Consider the following 19,176-nt stretch of genomic DNA (forward strand, 5'->3'; position numbering starts at 1 on the left):
GGACGTTCTGCTTGGTTCAGAACGCCCCTTTTCGTTTTAGTCGTCTCCGTCAAGCCAATCGCCGATGCCTCCTAAGAGGCTGCCTTCGCCGACTGACCGCCCCCCGGCGCTCGGAGCGGCAGCGAGCACGCGGTCAGCGAGCCGGCTGAACGGAAGCGATTGCACCCAGACCGCTCCCGGGCCGGTCACGGTGGCTAAAAATAACCCTTCACCGCCAAAAAAGGCCGTCTTAATGTTGCCGACATATTCGATGTCATAATCGACTTCCTTTGTCATCGCGACAAGACAGCCGGTATCGATGCGCAGCTTTTCCCCCGGCTGCAGCTCGCGGCGGTGAATCGTCCCGCCGGCGTGCAAAAAGGCGAGCCCGTCCCCTTCTAGTTTTTGCATAATAAATCCTTCGCCGCCGAAAAAGCCGGCGCCAAGCTTGCGCTGAAACTCAATGCCGACAGAGACACCTTTGGCGGCACATAAAAACGAATCTTTTTGACAGATCAGTTTCCCGCCGAGCTGGCTCAAATCAACCGGAATAATTTTCCCCGGGTACGGGGCGGCAAAGGCGACGCGGCGCCTGTCGCTTCCTTGATTGGTGAACACCGTCATGAACAAACTTTCCCCGGTGAGCAGCCGTTTGCCGGCGCCGACAAGGCGGCCGAGCAGCCCCCTTCCGCCCGAGGAGCCGTCGCCGAATATCGTCTCCATGGTGATGCCGTCTTCCATCATCATCATGCCGCCCGCCTCCGCAATGACGCTTTCGCGCGGGTCGAGCTCGATTTCGACAAACTGCATGTCATCGCCGTACAGCTGGTAATCAATTTCGTGTGTGTTCATCTTCTCGCCTCCATCATCGTGATCAACGTTCCGGTATGTACTACGGAAAACATGTCTTCACTGTTTCAAAAAAGACCATCGCACGGATGGTCCTTTTTGACGAAGCTCGCTGGCCTCGGCTGGTTTTAAGGATTCGTTTCCCCAAAGCTTTGCTGGGACGGCCTTTCGTCATAGCGGCGGTAACTGTCCTCGGACGTATACGGGTCTTTTTCGTACGCCGGTAAATCGCCAATATTGGACATGATGCCTTCATCGTCCAATTGATTTTCGAGCAGCTCATGCTCTCTCGTCGGATACACGTTGACGTGTTTTCCGTACAAATCGACAGCCGCGAAATTTTCCAAGTCTTCTACATAGCCGACGTTCTCTTCCGACTCGGCGTACACTTCGCCGTAGTAGTCGACGTTTTTGCCAAGGTCGGACGGGGTGTCGGACGTGCCGTAACGGGCGACCTCCTGCCACGCATCCTCGGCATCGTAAGCGACCGACTCATCGCGGTCGTCAAAGTCAAATTTGCCAAACGGCGGCATAAGCACCCCTTCCTCAAGCGGCCGTTTTTGCGAGACGGTTTGGTCGGGGCTGTGCTGCCGGCAATAAAGCGTGGTCGGCAGCGCCTCAAGCCGTTCGTACGGGATCGGCTGCCCGCAGATGCGGCACGTTCCGTACGTGCCGTCGGCAATGGCCGCAAGCGCCCGTTCAATTTCGCGAAATTCACGCTCGGTATGTTCGTCTAAGGCGAGATCTTTTTCCCGCTCATACAGTTCGGTCGCCTCGTCAGCCGGGTGGTTGTCATAGCTCGCCAGCTCGCCGACCGCATCATGGGCATGGCTGCGCACGAGGCCGAAATGGTCGTTTTGCTTCAGCCGGTCTTCAATGTCCCGCTTCATCTCAAGCAGCGTTGAGCGGAAGGCGGCCAGTTGTTCGCTCGTCAACATCGGTTGCAACCCCTTCCTTCACAATAGCGTCTATATGGTGTAGTATGGGCGAAAATCAAAAAAAAACACGGCCCTTCCGACCGTGTTATAGCCAGCGGCTGACGAGCAAGCCGATGGCGAGCAAAAAGCCAAACTGCGTATTCGTTTGAGCGGTGGCTTTCATCGCCGGCATCATCTCCGCCGGTTTCGTTTTGCCGATAAACCCGCGCGCCGCTGCCACTGCTTTGGGCACGCTCAGCAAGGCAAGCAGCGTCCAAAACGGCACGACGCGGAACAGCACCAGCGCCACAACCCAAAGAAACGCGGCGGCAAACATCATCACAAGCACGCGGATCGCCCAATCGCGCCCGACTAAAATGGCGAGCGTTTTTCTCCCCTTTTCGCGGTCGCCGTCTAGGTCGCGGATGTTATTGGCGAGCAAAATCGCGCCGACTAAAATGGCGACCGGAATGGCCACGAGCACCGCTTTCACGCTAACATCGCCCGTTTGGATAAAAAAGGAAATTAAAATGATGACAAATCCCATGAAAAACCCGGCCGCCAGCTCGCCAAACGGCGTGTAAGCAATCGGAAACGGCCCGCCGGTGTAAAAGTAGCCGGCTGCCATACAAACCGTTCCGATGACGGCAAGCCACCAGCTGCTTTGCGAGCAAATGTAAACGCCGATGAGCATCGCCGCTCCAAGGCAGGCGAACGCCAGCGCCAATACGGTTCGCGGCTCGAGGCCATCGCGGACGATGGCGCCGCCGATGCCGACCGACTCCGGCGAATCGAGACCGCGCTTATAATCATAATACTCGTTAAACATGTTGGTTGCGGTCTGGATGAGTAACGAAGCGATCAGCATGGCAGCAAAGAGCGAAAGGCGAACCGCCGTCTCGCCAAGCGCCAGCACCGTGCCGACGCATACCGGTACAAACGCCGCCGTCAGCGTATGCGGCCGCGTCAGCCGCCAAAAGACGCGCCAGTCGCGGCGGGCTGGCGGTCGATGATCGATATGTGTGGATGGCTGCATATGGATTTCCCCTTAATGTTTCGTGAAAATATAGTCAAAATAAGTGTAGGAAAACGTTTAAGGCGTGTCAACCCTTTCCGATAGATAAATGATTTCCTATTATATATAATGGATGTAGGGGATGGAGAGGGAATCTTACGAAAGAAAGCGTGAGGGTCGTGGCGATTGTATTTCAACATAAAATCCAACAACAACTGCACGAGCTGGCGGCGAGCGCCGCACGGCCGTTTGTCAGCTGGACGGAACCGTTGGAAGACATCGATCCGGTTTCTTTTTTTATGCAAGGACCGGCCTGCGGGTTTCGCGAGCGGTTTTTTTGGTCTGACCGAAGCGGCGGCACCGTCTTTGTCGGCCTTGGCTCGGCCTATGCGATCGAAACAGAGGAAACAGACGGACGGTTTCAGTATATCGAACAAGAGCGGCAACGATGGGCCGGACAGATCGAGCAGCACGGCGAAGCAGATATGCCGCCGCTGTTGTTCGGCGGGTTTTCGTTTGACCCGCACCGGCCGCCCGCTTCGGTATGGCGCGGGTTTTCAGCCGGAAAGCTCGTGGCGCCGGCTGTGCTTCTCTCGGTCAAAAACGGCCGGACGTTGCTGACGGTCACGCTGCCCGCTGGCGGCATGGAGCGGGACATGGAACGAATCGGGCGGCTGCTTCGACGGATGGAGGAGCCGTTGCCGTTTTCAGCAGAGTTTCCGACTGTCATCTCGGATGAAGAAGAGGAAAAAGAGCGGTGGCTCGCGGCGGTTCATGAAGCGATCGCCTCGATTCGCACCGGCCGATTGGAGAAAGTCGTGCTCGCCCGCGCGCGACGGTTGGCGTTCAACGCGGTGATTGACGCCGCGTTTGTGCTCAGGCGGCTTCGCGAGCAGCAGCCGTTTGCCTATCTGTTTGCGTTTGAACAAGACGGCCGCTGTTTTATTGGCGCCTCGCCTGAGCAGCTCGTCCGAAAAGAAGGGGAGACGTGCCGCTCAGTGTGCCTGGCAGGGTCTGTGCGCCGCGGGGGCAGCGTGGCGGAAGATGAACAGCTTGGCGCCTGGCTGCAGGCGGATTCGAAAAACCGCGAGGAACATCAGTTTGTTGTGCGCATGATCCGAAGCTTGTTTTCGTCCGTTTGTGAGACGGTGGAGATGCCGGCTGTGCCGCAGCTTCTGAAGCTGCCGCATATCCAGCATTTGTGCACGCCGGTCGTCGGCCGCGGCTGCCGGGAGCCATCGGTGCTGCGCCTTGTAGAACTGATGCACCCGACGCCGGCGCTCGGTGGAACGCCGCGCGAACGGGCGATGGAAGCGATCCGTTCCCTTGAGCCGCTTGACCGCGGGTGGTACGCCGCTCCGATCGGCTGGGTGGATGCGGACGGCAACGGGGAATGGGCGGTCGCCATTCGCTCCGGTTTGCTTGAGGGGAACAAGGCGACGCTGTTTGCCGGCTGCGGCATTGTCGCCCATTCGGATCCAACGAGCGAGTATGAAGAGACGAACGTCAAAATGGCCCCGATGTTATCAGCTTTAGGAGTGATGAACAATGACTAACGCGTTGTCATATTATGTGGCCGCCTTTGTTGACGGGCTGGTGCAAGCTGGGGTGACAGAAGCCGTCATCAGCCCTGGTTCGCGCTCGACGCCGCTTGCGATGGCGATGGCGGAGCATCGCGGTCTCCGCTTTTCGATGCACATCGATGAGCGGTCGGCGGCGTTTTTTGCCCTCGGCATGGCGAAAGCGAAACAGCGGCCGGTCGCGTTAGTATGCACGTCGGGGACGGCGGCGGCCAACTATTTGCCGGCCATCGTTGAAGCGCACTATTCGCGCGTGCCGCTTGTCGTGCTGACGGCCGATCGGCCGCACGAGCTGCGCGATGTCGGCGCGCCGCAAGCGATTGACCAGCTGCATTTATACGGCCGTTATGCGAAATGGTTTGTCGACTTGGCGCTGCCGGAAGAGACGGATTCGATGCTTCGCTATGCGCGGACGATGGCGGCAAGGGCCGCGGCCATCGCGGCGGGCGCGCCGGCTGGACCTGTGCACGTCAACGTCCCGCTCCGCGAGCCGCTCGTGCCGATCATCGGCGATGACGTTTGGGAGCGGGTGCGCACCGTGGCGGAAACGCCGCAAATGATCAGCGGCTGTGCGACGCTGTCAGCAGAAAACGCGGCGGTGCTCTATGAGCAGTTGGCCGCAGCCAAGCGCGGGCTGATCGTTTGCGGACCGCTTGACCAGCCCGGTTTTGCCGAGGCGGTGACGGAGCTGGCAAGGGCGCTTGATGTTCCGATTCTCGCCGACCCGCTTTCCCAGCTGCGTGCCGGTTCGCATGACAAAACGTATGTCATCGACAGCTATGATGCCATGTTAAAAGACGAGGCGATCGCGTCAAAGCTCGTGCCGGACGTCGTGCTCCGGTTTGGCGCCATGCCGGTATCGAAGCCGCTCTTTTTATGGCTCAAGCAACACCGCTCGATCCGCCAAATCGTTGTCGATGATGGCGGCTGGCGCGATCCGACATTGTCGGCGGCATGTGTCGTCCATAGCAATGAAACCGTTTTTTGCCGCCAGCTGCTTGACATCGCCGAACCGAAGCGAAACGAGAGCGTTTGGTCGACGACGTGGCGGGAGATCAACGACATCGCCCGCACCGTGTTGCGGGAGCACTTGCCGGCAGACGAATGGTTTGAAGGGAAAGTGTTTGCTGAACTTGCTGAGCTGCTGCCGGCGGGAGCCACGCTTTTTGTCGGCAACAGCATGCCGATCCGCGACGCCGATACGTTTTTCTTTGCCACGGACAAGCCGTTTCGCGTTCTCGCCAACCGCGGCGCCAACGGCATTGACGGCGTCGTCTCAAGCGCTTTGGGCGCAAGCTCTGTTGCGCAGCCGCTCGTGCTTGTCATCGGCGATTTGTCGTTTTACCATGACTTAAACGGCCTGCTGGCGGCCAAAATGCACGGGCTGCAGGCGACGATCGTACTGCTGAACAATAACGGCGGCGGCATTTTCTCCTTTTTGCCGCAGGCGCGCCATGAAGGGCCGTTTGAAACGTTGTTCGGCACGCCGACGAATTTGTCGTTTGCCCATGCGGTCGAGATGTATGGCGGCCGTTATGCGGCGCCGCACACATGGGACGAATTTCGCCGCCATGTCGCCGAATCGCTCGACACAGGCGGGCTGAACGTTATCGAAGTGCGCACGTCGCGCGCGGAAAATGTCCAAATGCATCGATTGTTGTGGAAACGTGTTTCCCAGGAAATCGGGAAATTTCTCGAACAAAAAGGAATGGAAGAGCCGTGGAACTGAATGGAATTGGTTACCATGTGGAACAATATGGGGAAGGGGAGCCGTTGTTGCTGCTGCATGGGTTCACTGGGAGCGCGGATACGTGGCGGCCGCTCATTCCTTTTTGGCAGGACTTTCGCCTCATAGCGGTTGACCTCATCGGACATGGGCGGACGGAGGCGCCCAAAAGCGCCGATCGGTACCGAATGGAGCAGGCGGCGGCCGACTTGACGGCGCTTCTTGATGAACTTGGCATCGAAAAAGTGAACGTGCTCGGCTATTCGATGGGCGGGCGGCTCGTTTTGAGCTTTGCTATGTGGCATCCGCATCGCATCCGCCGCTTAGTGTTTGAAAGCAGCTCGCCGGGGCTGAAGACGGAAGCGGAGCGGCGCGCGCGGCGAGAAGCCGATGAGGCGCTCGCGCACATGATTGAACGAAACGGCGTCCGCGCGTTTGTTGATCATTGGGAACAGCTGCCGCTCTTTGCCACGCAAAAGCGGCTTCCGGAGCCGGTGCGGGCGGCCATTCGCCGCGAGCGGCTTCGCCATACGGAGCAAGGGCTCGCCAACAGCCTGCGCGGGATGGGAACAGGCGTGCAGCCGTCGTGGTGGAAGCGGCTTAGGGAGATCCAAGCGCCTGTGCTGCTTCTTTGCGGGGAGCACGATGAGAAATTTTGCCGCATTGCTGCCGACATGCATGAACAGCTGGCGAACAGCGAACTCATCTGCGTGCAAGAGGCTGGACATGCAATTCATGTGGAACAGCCCGGCATTTTTGCTAAAATAGTAAGTGAATTCATTAAAAAGGGGGAAGTATGAATGCCGTTTGAATGGGTGAAAGAGTACGATTATGAGGACATTATTTACGAAACGTACAACGGCATCGCCAAAATTACGATCAATCGCCCGGAAGTACATAATGCGTTCCGTCCAAAAACAGTCAACGAGATGATCGATGCATTCTCGCGGGCGCGGGACGATTCGAACATCGGCGTCATCATTTTGACCGGCGCGGGCGGCAAGGCGTTTTGCTCCGGTGGGGACCAAAAAGTGCGCGGCCATGGAGGATATGTCGGCGAGGACGAAATTCCGCGCCTGAACGTGCTTGATTTGCAGCGGCTCATCCGCGTCATCCCGAAACCGGTCATCGCGATGGTCGCCGGGTATGCGATCGGTGGAGGTCATGTGCTCCATGTCGTCTGCGATTTAACGATTGCCGCCGACAACGCCATCTTCGGCCAAACGGGGCCGAAAGTCGGCAGCTTTGACGGCGGCTACGGCGCCGGTTATTTGGCGCGCATCGTCGGCCATAAAAAGGCGCGCGAAATTTGGTATTTGTGCCGCCAGTACAACGCCCAAGAAGCGCTCGAGATGGGGCTCGTCAACAAAGTTGTGCCGCTTGAACAGCTTGAGGAGGAAACGGTCAAATGGGCGCAAGAAATTTTGGAAAAAAGCCCGACGGCCATTCGTTTCTTAAAAGCGGCGTTTAATGCGGATTCCGACGGTTTGGCCGGCATTCAGCAGCTCGCCGGCGATGCGACGCTCCTTTTCTATACGACGGAAGAAGCGAAAGAAGGAATGAGAGCGTTTAAAGAAAAACGGAAACCGGACTTCGGCCAGTTTCCGCGTTTTCCGTGAGAACGAAGAAGCAGCTTGATGTCCCGTCAAGCTGCTTCTTTACGATGAAAGGGGGAAAATGAATGACAACGATGCCAAACTGGCTGAAGCAGCGGGCGTTTTTGACCCCGGAGCGGACGGCCATCAGTGACGGAAAGCGGACGAAAACGTTCGCTGAGCTGTATGAAGCCGCCGCGAGCTGGGCGCGCCGCCTTGCCGGGGCGGGCGTCAAAGAAGGCGACATTGTCGCGGTGCTGATGAAAAACAGCGTGGAGATGATGGAGATCGTCCATGCGTTGTTTTTCCTCGGCGCCCGTGCGTTGCTGCAAAACGTGCGCCTTACGCCATATGAGCTTTGTTGGCAGCTCGATGACAGCGGGGCGCGCGTCGTGATTGCCGACGACGATCTGGCCGGCCGCTTCGGCGGCGACGGGCGGGTCATAACGGTGAGCGCGCTCGCCGCGTTTGCCGAAGCGGACGTGTTGCTTAAAGAAACCTGCCATTTGGACGAGACGGCAACGATTATGTATACATCGGGGACGACCGGCACCCCGAAAGGCGTGCTGCAAACATACGGCAACCATTGGTGGAGCGCTGTCGGCTCGGCGCTCAACTTAGGGTTGCACGAGCGCGACTGCTGGCTGGCGGCCGTGCCGCTGTTTCATATTAGCGGGCTGTCGATCGCCATGCGCAGCGTCATTTACGGCATGCCGATGCAGCTGCAGACGTCGTTTGACGCCAAGGCGGCCAACGCTTTGATCATGGACGGCAAGGTAACCGTCATGTCGGTTGTGGCCGCCATGCTGCAGCGGATGGTGTCCGAACTAGGCGCAGCGCGCTACCCGGATACGTTCCGCTGCATGCTGCTAGGCGGCGGGCCGGCGCCGCAGCCGCTGCTTGAAGCGTGCAAAAAAAAAGGCATTCCGGTATACCAAACGTACGGAATGACGGAAACGGCGTCGCAAATTGTCACCTTGGCGCCGGAATACAGCTTGACCAAGCTCGGCTCAGCCGGCAAGCCGCTTTTTCCGGCCGAGTTGCGCATCATGCGCGACGGGCAGCCGGCCGCGCCGTATGAAGCCGGGGAAATTGTCGTGAAAGGGCCAAACGTGACAAAAGGGTATTTGCACCGCCCGGAGGCGACCGAACAGGCGATCCGCGACGGCTGGTTTTATACGGGAGATATCGGGTATGTCGACGAAGAAGGGTTTTTGTACGTACTTGACCGCCGCTCTGACCTCATCATCTCCGGCGGCGAAAACGTCTACCCCGCCGAAATCGAGGCCGTGCTCCTCGCGCATCCGGCTGTCGAAGAAGCCGGGGTGACCGGCGTGGAAGATGAAACATGGGGGCAAGTGCCGTACGCGTTTGTGAAATTAAAGCAAGGGGCGGCGGCGGATGAGGACGAATTGAAGCAATTTTGCCGCCGCCGATTAGCTACCTATAAAGTGCCGGCGCGCATGTATTTCGTTCCTGCGCTGCCGCGCAATGCAGCGCAAAAACTGCTGCGCCGCGAGCTGAAAACGCTCATTCCGGAAGCAGAACAGCGAGCGCCCCGCCGATAAACGGGGCGCTCGCTTGATCCCGCAGCCGGCATTAAAAATCATCGTCCGCCAGTCCAAGCTCCGCCGCCCGATAGGCGACAAGCCGCTTAATATCGGGCGGCAACTGCTCCAATGAACCGAACTCGTACTGCCACAAGTTCGTGAAGGAGTCGATGCAAACCGGATAGGCCGCCGGATGGCGCTTCTTCATTTCCTCCTTGAACGCGTTAATGAGGCTGGCGCGCTTGTCCATCGTCATCCCCCTCTAACTATGCAAGCGCCGCCCGGTCAGCCAGGCAGCGCTTGACTTGCTTGACAGTTATGCTTCATCAGAAGGAACAAACGTTTTGCAATCCGTTTCCGTCGAATCGGACGCCATTTTTCCTGTATGGCTGACGACGTAAATCGCCTCGGCGCTGCAGCGATTTCCTTCCGCCCAATAATGGCAGTTGCGGACTTCGCAAAGAACGTCTTTCGCCATTCGTCATCCCCCTTATCATAGTGAAATCGCCTACACCAATAGTTTGCCGGCTTAGCCGCCATTTATGAGCGGAAAGGGGAAGAAACAGAGGCCGTTCTGTCGCCCGTCGCCTTGTTAAAGTCGGAACGGTTTTTTTGAATGTGACAAAATGAAAACATTTATCATTATCATTGACATAGAAAATCATTCTCAATTAAAATAGCAATAGAGAAAGCGATAAGGGAGGAAGATGTCATGGCCTCATTGCTTGTTGTTGGTGCGGATCATTTAGGCAACATTACCGATAAATTAGCGGATTCCGGTTTCCGGGAAATCATTCATGTCAATGGCCGAAAAGTGAATATGGTCAAGCGCGATATCCCGGAACATGTGGATGCCGTATTAGTGATGATCGATTACATTAACCATAACTTAGCGAAAAAAGTGAAAGAAAAGGCGAAAAGCAAAGACAAGCCCATTTACTTTGTCAAGCGGTCGTGGAGTTCGATTTATGCTGTGTTGGAGCAGCTGGAACAACATGCATAAACATGGGAGGCGGCAGCGATGAGATATATACATCAAGAAACGCAAGGCGCTTGGGTTTATGCCGTTCACCGATTTCTCCGCCGCGTCGTCGAGGCGTATTGTGAAACAGCCCCTTCCTTGCGGTCGCCGTTTCAGCTGCTGAGGCTGATTGAAATGCACCGCCCGCTCCTTTCGTTGTCTCTCTTTCCTTCGCCATTGCATTATGGCCTCGTGCTCGCCAAAGTGACGGACCATTTGCTGCAGTTTTTCGGTTCGGCGGAAGAAGCAGAATGCAAACCGCTGTTGCTTGTCGGCGGGGGGCATCAGGGAAGGGAGGAGGAATGGAGCAGTGCAAGCCTCTGCATCGTTTACCGCGACCGGGTGCGCGTATTGTTATGGTGCGAGGAAGAGGGACAAATCCGGCAATGCAAGGAAAGCATGCCGTCTTTATGCCGAAAGGCGGTCGGATTTTGCCCGCGCGAACTCGAATGTTGCTTTTTATGGACGGGCGGCCGCCGCATTGAATGGATGTCTGCCTAATAAAAAACGGCATGTCTTGCAATGGAATGAAAGCCCGACATGCCGTTTCACCTTGAAAGAAAAAACGTTCGGACGTTCTCTGCCTTGTCCTTGCGAGGGCGCAGTCAGAAACGTCCCATTTTTATCATATACTTATGGCAAGGTGTCGCTATTGGTGATCTTTTTTCTTGTTATCGCCTGTTTGTCGTTGCTGCTTTTGCAAGGCCAGCAGCACGTCGTGGAGATCGATCTGGCCGTCATGGTTCAGATCGGCGGGAGCCGCAGGCGGACCGTTGGCTGGCTTTGTATACTCGGCCAGCTTCTGCGTTTTGGAGATGTGGGACGTGTCTGGTTTGATGTTCATGAGAAAGTAAGGAGACAGCGATGCATATGGCGAAAATGATGCTGATCGGAAGCGTGATCATCGCTCGTTTGCGCAAATGTTCCATATAATTTTTAGAAAATTTTAAACAAAAATGGTATATTACATTCGTCCTCCATCTTTTGGAGCACTGCCACGAAAAAGAAAGTTTCGGCAAAAAAAGCGATAAAAAAGCTCCGCCTTGGCAGCGGAGCGGGGAAAGGCTAACGGAGCGCCTGTTGAATCGTTTCAATATTTTCTTCCATCAAGTCGAAGTAATCACGGTGTTGATTCCTGTCTTCGTCAGTCAGCGTTTCAAGGTTGTGCAAATAGAGCGCCTTGGCGCCGATTTCATGCTGCACCATTTCCGCAGTTTTGGCTGGGATGTTGCGCTCAAAAAGAACATAGCGAATGTGATGGCGTTTTGCCCAATCGATGAGCGCGGCAAGCTCTTTTTGCGATGGTTCGTTTGTCGGTGACAGGCCGGATACGCTCCGCTGGCGGAGCCCATAGCGTTCCTCCCAATAACCGTAGGCGGCATGGGCGACGAGAATGTCTTTTTTCGGCGCTGACTGCACGGTTTGTTGGAATGTTTGATCAAGCGCTTCTAGTTTTGCTTTTAAGGTGTTAAAGTTTTTCGTAAACATTTCTTTTTGCTCTGGTTTGAGCTCGATCAGCAGGTCGCGAATCTGTTCGGCGATCGTGATCGAACGGATTGGGTCAAGCCAGACGTGAGGGTCTTTGTCACCATGATTGTGTTCCCCTCCGCCGCCTTCTTCGGCGTTATGTTCATGTTCCTCTCCATGTTCTTCATGGGACGATTCAAGGAGGTCGATGCCGTCGGCAGCAGCGAGAAAGCGAACAGGTTCATTTTTTAACGTTTCTTTTAGCTTTTCAGCGAAAGGCTCCATGCCTTGGCCGATGTAAATGAAGGCGTCCGCCTCGGCGATCTGTTGAATCGTTTTCGTTGTCGGTTCGAACGTATGGGCTTCCGCTCCCGGCGGATAAACGTTATGGACCTCGACGGCATCGCCGCCGATTTTTTTCGTGAAATCTTCGAGCGGGTAGACGGTTGTATAAATCGTTAACGTTTCTTTCGCGGGTTGCGTCTCGTTCGGATTTTGGTTGCTTTGGCAGCCGTATAGCAGGCCGAATAAAGCGAGAAATACGCATACAATCCATGATTTCGTTCTCATCATGAGCTCCTTCCTTCGAAGAGATATGTCCTTCGTTATTATATCGTAATGATTCCGATTTGAAAAGCATTTATCATTGCTTAAAGCGAAGGATGAAATGGTGGGAAAGGGTCTTTCCATATTGTCCAGTCCTCTTTCATTTCGTCATCTGTCAGCAGGCATTCATCAAGCGTCGCTTCAATCCGCCTGGCATCCATCTCGATGCCGATTAACACGAACTCGGTCATACGATCGCCGTATACGTTGTCCCAATTTGTGCGCAATGCGTCGTCTTCTTGAAGAATCTCACGAATGGCTTCTTCCGGATAGGTAGCCACCCATTGCCCGGCTCCTTGAATGGTAATGGACGTCCCAGCTTGTGATAACAGGCAGCACATGTCATTCCTCGAAGCAAGCCAAAAAAATCCTTTCGCCCGAACTACTTCTATTGGCCAATTTTCAAGCCAATTCAAAAACCGTTCCGGATGGAATGGCCGTTTTCTTCGATAAAAAAATGAGGAAAATGGCAAGGGGGAATACAGTTATTTTGTTTCATTAAGGTGCTGAGATGGTTCAGGAACAGGGTCGAACCCACCCGGATGAAACGGATGGCATTTCAAAATCCGCTTCACTGTCAGCCACCCCCCTTTGAGGGCGCCAAACCGTTTTACCGCCTCGAGCCCATAATTCGAGCAGGTCGGGTAAAAACGGCAAGTTGGCGGCTTAAGCGGGGAAAGAAATCGTTGGTAAAAACGGATGAGCATGATCAACAACTTGGCCACTGCAACCATTCCTTTCCGTCGTTGTCACTATTTCTACAATAGAATAAACCGCTTTTCCGTTCAAGGGAAATGGTGCGTTATGGTGAAAAGGCATTCGCCTCCAGCGGGTGTTTCGCCTGTCCCGCCGGCTTTGGAAGTCAAGGTCTTTCCGGCCGAAACGGTATGGAAGGCAAAAAAGATGCGGGACACCCCTCGTTTTGGTTATGATAAAAAAGAGAATACACGACTAAGGGGGATTTTGTATGCCTTCACCGGTAGAAAGCTTTGAATTGGATCATTGCGCCGTCAAAGCGCCGTACGTGCGGCATTGCGGCGTTCACAAAGTCGGCAGCGACGGCGTTGTCAATAAGTTCGATATTCGTTTTTGCCAGCCGAACAAAGAAGCGATGGACCCGGCGGCCATTCATACGTTAGAGCACTTGTTGGCGTATACGCTGCGCAAACATGCGGCCAAGTACGATCATTTTGACATTATCGACATCTCGCCGATGGGCTGCCAGACGGGGTTCTACCTTGTCGTGAGCGGATCGCCGACCGTTGAGGAAATCATCGATTTGCTTGAGGAGACGATGAAAGACGCCTTGAATGCGACGGAAGTGCCGGCCGCCACCGAGCGGCAATGCGGCCAAGCGAAGCTGCATGACTTAGAGGCGGCGAAAGAGTTGATGCGCTTTTGGCTGTCGCAAGAGAAAACGGAGCTGAAAAAAGTGTTCGGCTGATGAATCGGCCGGCCCGAAAGCCGCTACTGCGGCTGTTTTGGGCCGGTTTGTTGTTTGTCGCCCCGTTCCTCGGGAAGCGGATCTACTGTATGTTTGTACCCGTACGCTTTCGAAGTGGTGACGACTGCCAACAAAAGAACGACCGCTACAATGATAAGACAAATCACTAACGTCCAATACATGATGACGCCTGCCTTTTTTCTTTCCATTATATCATACGGGAACACGCGCACATTCATATTTCTGCTGCAATCGGGCAACCTATTCAACGGCAAGGTTCGGCTGTTTCAATAACGGACAAGTTGGGTAAATCAACCATGGGGAGGAATGAATATGGCAAACCAATTAACGGACATTGTCAACAAGCAAATCGCGAACTGGACCGTGTTGTACGTGAAGCTGCACAACTACCATTGGTATGTCACCGGACCGCAATTTTTTACGCTGCATGAGAAGTTTGAACAGCTTTACAACGAAGCGGCCGGCCATATTGACGCGCTCGCCGAGCGGCTGCTGGCGCTTGGCGGCAAACCGGTGGCGACGATGAAAGGCGCATTGGAGCAAGCGTCCGTCAAGGAAGCGACCGGGACGGAAACGGCCGAGCAAATGGTCGCCGCGATTGCCGGCGATTTTGAGACGATGATCGGCGAACTGAAGGAAGGAATGCAAGTGGCGGATGAAGTCGGCGATGAAACGACAGGGGATATGCTGCTTGGCATTCACCGGAGTTTGGAAAAACACGTCTGGATGCTGAAATCGTTTTTGGGACGGTAAACGGACAGGCTGCCCGTCACCCCACCGGGCAGCCTTTTGCTTTTGTCGAAAAAAAGCATTGTTTAGGGAAAGCGCCGCGGCTTGCTTTGTCTCCTCGGCATAGAATAGTTACGCGTATTCTATGTCGAAGGAGGGGGGGAACGTGAACAAGCCGATTCCGATGATCGGGGTTTCGCTGTTCGGTTCGCTCGTGTCACTGTTCGTCGGCAGCGTGGACACATTTGTAGTCATTTTGCTAGCGTTAGTGATCGTCGATTATATCACCGGTATTGTCGCGAGTGCGTTGGAAGGCAGGCTGTCAAGCCAGGTCGGGTTTCGCGGCATCGTCCGCAAATTGCTTATTTTCGTGCTTGTCGCTGCATCCCATCTCGTCGATTTGGCCATCGGCTGGGATATGCACTTAATTCGTGATGCGATCATATTTTTCTATATTGCCAATGAATTTATCTCGATTGTGGAAAACGCCGGACGGGCCGGCGTTCCGATTCCGGCCGTGCTGCGCAAGGCGATCGAGCTGTTGAAAGATGAGATGAAATGACCCCCGAAGGCTAGCTTGGCGGGGGATTTTTGTGTACAATGCTCCTTTCGCATTGACCGATGAGGATGAACGGTTGGCTCAGTCGCCAATCTCTGAAAGGCTGGTGAAAAATAATGATCGCTCCTAGCTGACGTTAGACCATGTGAAATGAGAAGCCGATGCCGCAAAATTTCTCTATTTGAGAAACAAGGCGGTGAAGCGGCTTGCTCCTTTCATCACCGGCCTTCTGAGGAAAACGCTGCATTGTACGTTTTCCGATTATGCCGGAGTGGCCCTCTTGCCTTATCGATCGCTTCCGCCGAAACGGCCACCTCATTTTGTTCGCCCATTTTCGTGAAATCCGCATATTTTTCCTAGATGGCCCCACACTAAACAAAAAGAGCAGAAGGAGTGGACGAGTGTGGCAGAAGAACGGAAAAAGACGTACTACGTCTCGATGGCAACCGGAGAAATTTCTCAGTTGAAAACGGCGTCGCCATGGGACTTCCAAATTGAGGCAACCGACCGGGAAATCGCCGAGCTGCGCGAGTATTTTGACCAAAACTATTCGACGGACTGGCAGGCGTTTTGGCGCGCCCATGTGCCGTATGTCCAATATCATTACGACCGGGAAAATGACGCCTATGACCGAACGATGACGAAAATTTACGAAATGATTTACCGGCTTGGCAATGACGAAGCGAAGGCGCATGTCCGCTCGCTTGGCATCCTACCTGAAGAAACAGAAACAAACGACTAAAAAGCCGCGAATGGGGCGGCTTTTTTTGTATAATGGGGAGAGGAAAGGGGAGAGTCCGATGTATGAATTTCGTGATTACTACGGGCATCGCGTCCGGCTGGCGTTTGCGGACCATCCGTTTTCCTCGGCCCCCGGGCATGTGTGGATCATTTGCCGCTACCAAGATCAGTGGCTATTGACAGATCATCCGCACCGCGGCCTCGAATTTCCCGGCGGCAAGGTTGAAAGCGGAGAAACGGCTGAGGCGGCCGCTGCCCGTGAGGTGATGGAAGAAACAGGCGGGGTCATTGGCCGTCTTTCCTATGTCGGCCAATACGAGGTCGAGCCGGATCTTGTGAAAAACATGTATTTCGCCAACATTACGGCACTTCTAGAGCGGGAATCGTATTGGGAGACGAACGGCCCGGTGCTGCTTTCGGCGTTGCCGGACCATATCCGCGACGATCGGCGCTTTAGCTATCTCATGAAGGATGATGTGCTTCCATTAGCGCTTGCGGAACTCAAACGGCGCGGGTGGATCGACTAATATTTGGCGGCCTTGTTTCGCCGTCGGCGGCAAAGCAAAAAGAGACGCCCATCGATCGTTCGCGAACGTCTCTTAGCGGCGGCTGCTCCATTTTTTTTCGATCATCGCGACAAGCTGGTACATCACCGTCGACAGCAGCGCGACAATGAGTAAACTCATTAAGACGAGGGTAAAATTGAATACTTGGAAGCCGTAAATAATTAAATAGCCGAGCCCTTGTTTGGAAACGAGAAACTCGCCGGTGATGACGCCGACCCAGGCGAGGCCGACGTTTACTTTCAACGTGGAAATGATCGCCGGAAACGACGCCGGCAGCACCGCTTCTTTGAAACATTGGTAGCGGGTGGCGCCGAACGTCCGCAACACTTTCACATAGTTCGGGTCGACTTCTTGAAACGACGCATAAACGACAATCGTCGTAATGATGATCGAAATGACGACGCCCATGGCGATAATGGATGTAAACCCCGGCCCAAGGGCGACGATCAACATCGGTCCGAGCGCGACTTTCGGCATGGCGTTAAAGACGACCAAATACGGATCCAGCGTTTTGGCGAGGCGTGGAAACCACCAAAGCAACGCGCCGATCAGCGCGCCGCCGGCCGTGCCGATGACAAACCCGAGCATCGTTTCAAACAAAGTCGCCCACGTATGCGTGAGAAGAGAGTGATCGCCGATTTTTTCCAAGAACAGCTTGAAAATGGCGGACGGAGAGCTGAACAAGAGCGGATCGACCCAATGAAAGCGGCTCGCCGCTTCCCAGACGGCGAAAAAGGCGACAAGGAGTGCGGCTTGCCAAAGGCGGATCACGCGCCGCTCTTTGCGGAGTGCGGCAAGGTAGTTATGATGCAGCGAGCGGATGCGTTCATTAGACGGATTCAAGGGCCTCCATCTCCTTCCAAATGGATTGAAACAACGCGGAAAACGCCGAATGCTGGCGGGCGGCGAACGGTGGACAGTGCCGCAGCTCATCTGGAATGGCAAACGTCCGCACAAGGCGGCCTGGCCGCGGCGAAAACAAGAAAATGCGGTCGCTCATGGCGATGGCTTCCTCGATGTCATGTGTGACGAGCACCGCGGTTTTTTCGTATTGCTGTAACGTTTTCCATACAAGTTCTTCCAGCTTCAGTTTCGTCTGTTGGTCAAGGGCGGAAAACGGCTCATCGAGCAGCAACAGCTTCGGGTCGGTCGCCAACGTGCGCACGAGGGCGGCGCGCTGGCGCATGCCGCCGGACAGCTGGCTCGGATAATACGATTCGACGCCGCCGAGGCCGATCTCGGCCAGCAGGGCGAGCGCCCGCTCTTTTGTTTCTGGCGTCAACGTTCCTGTGATGTTGAGACCGAGCAAGATGTTTTCCTCGATTGTTTTCCATGGAAACAAGTAGTCTTGCTGAAGCATGTAGCCGACCGCGCGGCGGATCGGTGAATCCGCTCCGCCTGCCCGGCGCGCCATAGCGGCGTTCGTTTCCCGCGGCCAAAGCGGTTCGCCGTCGATGCAGACCGATCCTTCCGTCGGCTCAATGAGCCCGGCGATGATCGACAGCAACGTCGTTTTGCCGCAGCCGCTGGGGCCGAGAAAGGAGACGAACTCTCCTTTCTCGACGGACAGCGACACTTGATCGAGCGCGGTGACGGCGGTCGTTTTCGTAAAATACGTGTGCGAGAGGCGGTCAATGGCAAGAAACATCCGATTCACCCGCTTTCGTTACTCATTCATCGCCTGTTTGGCAAACGATGAATCCACTAATGTTTCAAGATCGATGCGCTTCGGCAGTTCGCCGGCTTCATCCATGATCGTTTGCAAGTGGTTCCATTCTTCTTCATCTAAAATCGGATCGGTCGCGTAGGTGCCTTGGCTTTTGTAGCGATCAACCACTTTTTCGATGAGGGCCAAATCGGTGTCTTTGAAATACGGCTGAATGGCTTTCGCGATGTCCGAGGCGCTGTGCGATGCCACCCATTGCTGGGCTTTGTAGATGGCGCGCGTAAATTTTTCAATGACGTCTTTGTTCGCTTTTATATAGCTTTGCTTTGCCATGTACGATGTGTACGGGACGCGTCCGGACTCGGTGCCAAAGGAAGCGACGATGTAGCCTTTTCCTTCTTGCTCAAAAATGCTCGCGGTCGGTTCAAACAGCTGGACGAAATCGCCGGTCCCGCTCGCAAACGCGTTGGCGATGTTGGCGAAATCGACGTTTTGAATGAGATGCAAATCGTTGTGCGGGTCAATGCCGTGTTGTTTCAGCACAAATTCGCCGACCATTTGCGGCATGCCGCCTTTCCGCTGGCCGAGAAACGTGCTTCCTTTCAACATCTCCCACGTAAAGTGGTCGATTTTTTTGCGGGAAACGAGAAACGTGCCGTCAGTTTGCGTGAGTTGCGCAAAGTTGATGACCGGGTCATCCGTCCCTTGCGCATAGACATAAATGGATGTTTCCGAGCCGACCAAAGCGATATCCGCGCCGCCGGACAGCAGCGTCGTCATCGTTTTGTCGCCGCCCCATGTCGTCGTCAGCTCGACATCGAGCCCTTCTTCTTTAAAGAAGCCTTTCGCTAAGGCGACGTACTGCGGCGCGTAAAAAATCGAGTGCGTCACTTCGGCGAGCCGGACGTTTTTCAGCGGCTTTTCTCCTTGGCCGTTGCCGTTGCCGCAGGCAGCGAGCGGCAGAAGGAGAAGAAGCGAGCACAACCATGCGATCCATTTTTTCATGCGGCTTACCCCCTTTTCGTCCACGTGCGGTGAACATTGGCTTCACCTTATCGTATGCAGGAGGGAAAAATGTGTGAAGGCCTAGAAAAAATAGGCGGTCGGGCCGTTCCTCGCGCTCGAGGGCTTTTTCAAGTTGATGC

Annotated in this window: 23 protein-coding genes and 1 pseudogene; 12 read left to right on the plus strand and 12 right to left on the minus strand. The window is 55.1% G+C overall.

From position 1 onward, the window contains the following. Positions 1-36: 36 nt before the first annotated feature. The 3 genes from GS3922_RS01860 to GS3922_RS01870 form a co-directional block, all read right to left on the minus strand. Complete coding sequence (locus GS3922_RS01860; protein ID WP_063164920.1) at positions 37-831, minus strand: TIGR00266 family protein; 795 nt, start codon at positions 829-831, stop codon at positions 37-39. A 125-nt stretch (positions 832-956) separates the two neighbouring features. Beyond that, the gene (locus tag GS3922_RS01865; RefSeq protein ID WP_063164921.1) at positions 957-1,766 is read right to left on the minus strand and encodes a yteA family sporulation protein; all 810 of its coding nucleotides are present in this window, start codon (positions 1,764-1,766) and stop codon (positions 957-959) included. Positions 1,767-1,851: 85 nt separating this feature from the next. Continuing rightward, on the minus strand, positions 1,852-2,781 hold the full coding sequence (locus tag GS3922_RS01870; protein ID WP_063164922.1) for a 1,4-dihydroxy-2-naphthoate polyprenyltransferase: 930 nt from the start codon (positions 2,779-2,781) through the stop codon (positions 1,852-1,854). A 158-nt stretch (positions 2,782-2,939) separates the two neighbouring features. On the opposite strand from GS3922_RS01870, the gene GS3922_RS01875 reads away from it, so the two are divergent. The 5 genes from GS3922_RS01875 (at position 2,940) to GS3922_RS01895 (ending at position 9,229) form a co-directional block, all read left to right on the plus strand. Beyond that, on the plus strand, positions 2,940-4,316 hold the full coding sequence (locus GS3922_RS01875; RefSeq protein WP_063167279.1) for an isochorismate synthase: 1,377 nt from the start codon (positions 2,940-2,942) through the stop codon (positions 4,314-4,316). Beyond that, positions 4,309-6,069 carry a 2-succinyl-5-enolpyruvyl-6-hydroxy-3-cyclohexene-1-carboxylic-acid synthase gene (gene menD, locus GS3922_RS18090; RefSeq protein WP_063164923.1) on the plus strand — a complete coding sequence of 587 codons (1,761 nt, stop codon included), beginning with the start codon at positions 4,309-4,311 and terminating at the stop codon, positions 6,067-6,069. Before GS3922_RS01875 ends, menD begins: the two co-directional genes overlap by 8 nt. Beyond that, on the plus strand, positions 6,060-6,866 hold the full coding sequence (gene menH / locus GS3922_RS01885; protein WP_063164924.1) for a 2-succinyl-6-hydroxy-2,4-cyclohexadiene-1-carboxylate synthase: 807 nt from the start codon (positions 6,060-6,062) through the stop codon (positions 6,864-6,866). The genes menD and menH overlap by 10 nt, the downstream gene beginning before the upstream one ends. Next, positions 6,867-7,685: a 1,4-dihydroxy-2-naphthoyl-CoA synthase gene (gene menB / locus GS3922_RS01890; RefSeq protein WP_063164925.1), complete on the plus strand. Its 819-nt coding sequence runs from the start codon at positions 6,867-6,869 to the stop codon at positions 7,683-7,685. A gap of 62 nt (positions 7,686-7,747) precedes the next feature. After that, positions 7,748-9,229, plus strand: a complete 1,482-nt coding sequence (locus GS3922_RS01895; RefSeq protein WP_063164926.1) for an o-succinylbenzoate--CoA ligase — start codon at positions 7,748-7,750, stop codon at positions 9,227-9,229. 31 nt (positions 9,230-9,260) lie between these two features. Here the strand turns inward: GS3922_RS01895 and GS3922_RS01900 are convergent, their stop codons facing one another. Beyond that, a complete protein-coding gene (locus GS3922_RS01900; RefSeq protein ID WP_063164927.1) occupies positions 9,261-9,461 on the minus strand; it encodes a hypothetical protein in 201 nt (66 codons plus the stop codon). Between the two features lie 66 nt (positions 9,462-9,527). After that, positions 9,528-9,689, minus strand: a complete 162-nt coding sequence (locus tag GS3922_RS16980) for a DUF1540 domain-containing protein (protein ID WP_082816514.1) — start codon at positions 9,687-9,689, stop codon at positions 9,528-9,530. Between the two features lie 234 nt (positions 9,690-9,923). Between GS3922_RS16980 and GS3922_RS01905 the strand changes: the two genes are divergently transcribed. Beyond that, positions 9,924-10,214, plus strand: a complete 291-nt coding sequence (locus tag GS3922_RS01905; protein ID WP_063164928.1) for a DUF2325 domain-containing protein — start codon at positions 9,924-9,926, stop codon at positions 10,212-10,214. 18 nt (positions 10,215-10,232) lie between these two features. Further along, on the plus strand, positions 10,233-10,733 hold the full coding sequence (locus GS3922_RS01910; RefSeq protein WP_063164929.1) for a hypothetical protein: 501 nt from the start codon (positions 10,233-10,235) through the stop codon (positions 10,731-10,733). A gap of 564 nt (positions 10,734-11,297) precedes the next feature. Here GS3922_RS01910 and GS3922_RS01920 read toward each other — a convergent pair. From GS3922_RS01920 to yidD, 3 genes and pseudogenes are all read right to left on the minus strand, one after another. Further along, positions 11,298-12,269: a metal ABC transporter solute-binding protein, Zn/Mn family gene (locus GS3922_RS01920; RefSeq protein ID WP_063167280.1), complete on the minus strand. Its 972-nt coding sequence runs from the start codon at positions 12,267-12,269 to the stop codon at positions 11,298-11,300. 80 nt (positions 12,270-12,349) lie between these two features. Further along, positions 12,350-12,769 (minus strand): annotated as a pseudogene (locus GS3922_RS16985) (CobW C-terminal domain-containing protein); the annotation flags it as partial. 21 nt (positions 12,770-12,790) lie between these two features. Further along, positions 12,791-13,012, minus strand: a complete 222-nt coding sequence (gene yidD, locus GS3922_RS01930; protein WP_409071376.1) for a membrane protein insertion efficiency factor YidD — start codon at positions 13,010-13,012, stop codon at positions 12,791-12,793. 260 nt (positions 13,013-13,272) lie between these two features. Between yidD and GS3922_RS01935 the strand changes: the two genes are divergently transcribed. Beyond that, entirely contained in the window at positions 13,273-13,749 is a 477-nt protein-coding gene (locus tag GS3922_RS01935; protein ID WP_063164933.1) for an S-ribosylhomocysteine lyase, read from the plus strand. Between the two features lie 23 nt (positions 13,750-13,772). Here the strand turns inward: GS3922_RS01935 and ytzI are convergent, their stop codons facing one another. After that, positions 13,773-13,931, minus strand: coding sequence for a YtzI protein (gene ytzI / locus GS3922_RS01940; RefSeq protein WP_225995611.1), 159 nt, complete (start codon positions 13,929-13,931; stop codon positions 13,773-13,775). A gap of 151 nt (positions 13,932-14,082) precedes the next feature. Between ytzI and GS3922_RS01945 the strand changes: the two genes are divergently transcribed. From GS3922_RS01945 to ytkD, 4 genes are all read left to right on the plus strand, one after another. Beyond that, positions 14,083-14,523: a Dps family protein gene (locus GS3922_RS01945; protein ID WP_063164935.1), complete on the plus strand. Its 441-nt coding sequence runs from the start codon at positions 14,083-14,085 to the stop codon at positions 14,521-14,523. Between the two features lie 142 nt (positions 14,524-14,665). Further along, positions 14,666-15,061: a phage holin family protein gene (locus GS3922_RS01950; RefSeq protein WP_063164936.1), complete on the plus strand. Its 396-nt coding sequence runs from the start codon at positions 14,666-14,668 to the stop codon at positions 15,059-15,061. A 400-nt stretch (positions 15,062-15,461) separates the two neighbouring features. Continuing rightward, positions 15,462-15,800 (plus strand): hypothetical protein, encoded by a 339-nt coding sequence (locus GS3922_RS01955; protein WP_063164937.1) that lies wholly within the window; start codon positions 15,462-15,464, stop codon positions 15,798-15,800. 58 nt (positions 15,801-15,858) lie between these two features. Continuing rightward, on the plus strand, positions 15,859-16,326 hold the full coding sequence (ytkD, locus tag GS3922_RS01960; protein WP_063164938.1) for an RNA deprotection pyrophosphohydrolase: 468 nt from the start codon (positions 15,859-15,861) through the stop codon (positions 16,324-16,326). Between the two features lie 72 nt (positions 16,327-16,398). Here ytkD and GS3922_RS01965 read toward each other — a convergent pair whose 3' ends face one another. Genes GS3922_RS01965 through GS3922_RS01975 form a run of 3 tightly spaced genes read right to left on the minus strand, consistent with a single transcriptional unit; the run spans position 16,399 to position 19,036 of the window. Further along, on the minus strand, positions 16,399-17,208 hold the full coding sequence (locus GS3922_RS01965) for an ABC transporter permease (RefSeq protein ID WP_063164939.1): 810 nt from the start codon (positions 17,206-17,208) through the stop codon (positions 16,399-16,401). Beyond that, positions 17,195-18,013, minus strand: a complete 819-nt coding sequence (locus GS3922_RS01970) for an ABC transporter ATP-binding protein (RefSeq protein WP_063164940.1) — start codon at positions 18,011-18,013, stop codon at positions 17,195-17,197. The genes GS3922_RS01965 and GS3922_RS01970 overlap by 14 nt, the downstream gene beginning before the upstream one ends. Positions 18,014-18,031: 18 nt before the next feature. Further along, positions 18,032-19,036 carry an ABC transporter substrate-binding protein gene (locus GS3922_RS01975; RefSeq protein WP_063164941.1) on the minus strand — a complete coding sequence of 335 codons (1,005 nt, stop codon included), beginning with the start codon at positions 19,034-19,036 and terminating at the stop codon, positions 18,032-18,034. Between the last annotated feature and the right edge of the window lie 140 nt (positions 19,037-19,176).

The sequence above is a fragment of the Geobacillus subterraneus genome (assembly GCF_001618685.1).
GTDB lineage: Bacteria > Bacillota > Bacilli > Bacillales > Anoxybacillaceae > Geobacillus > Geobacillus subterraneus.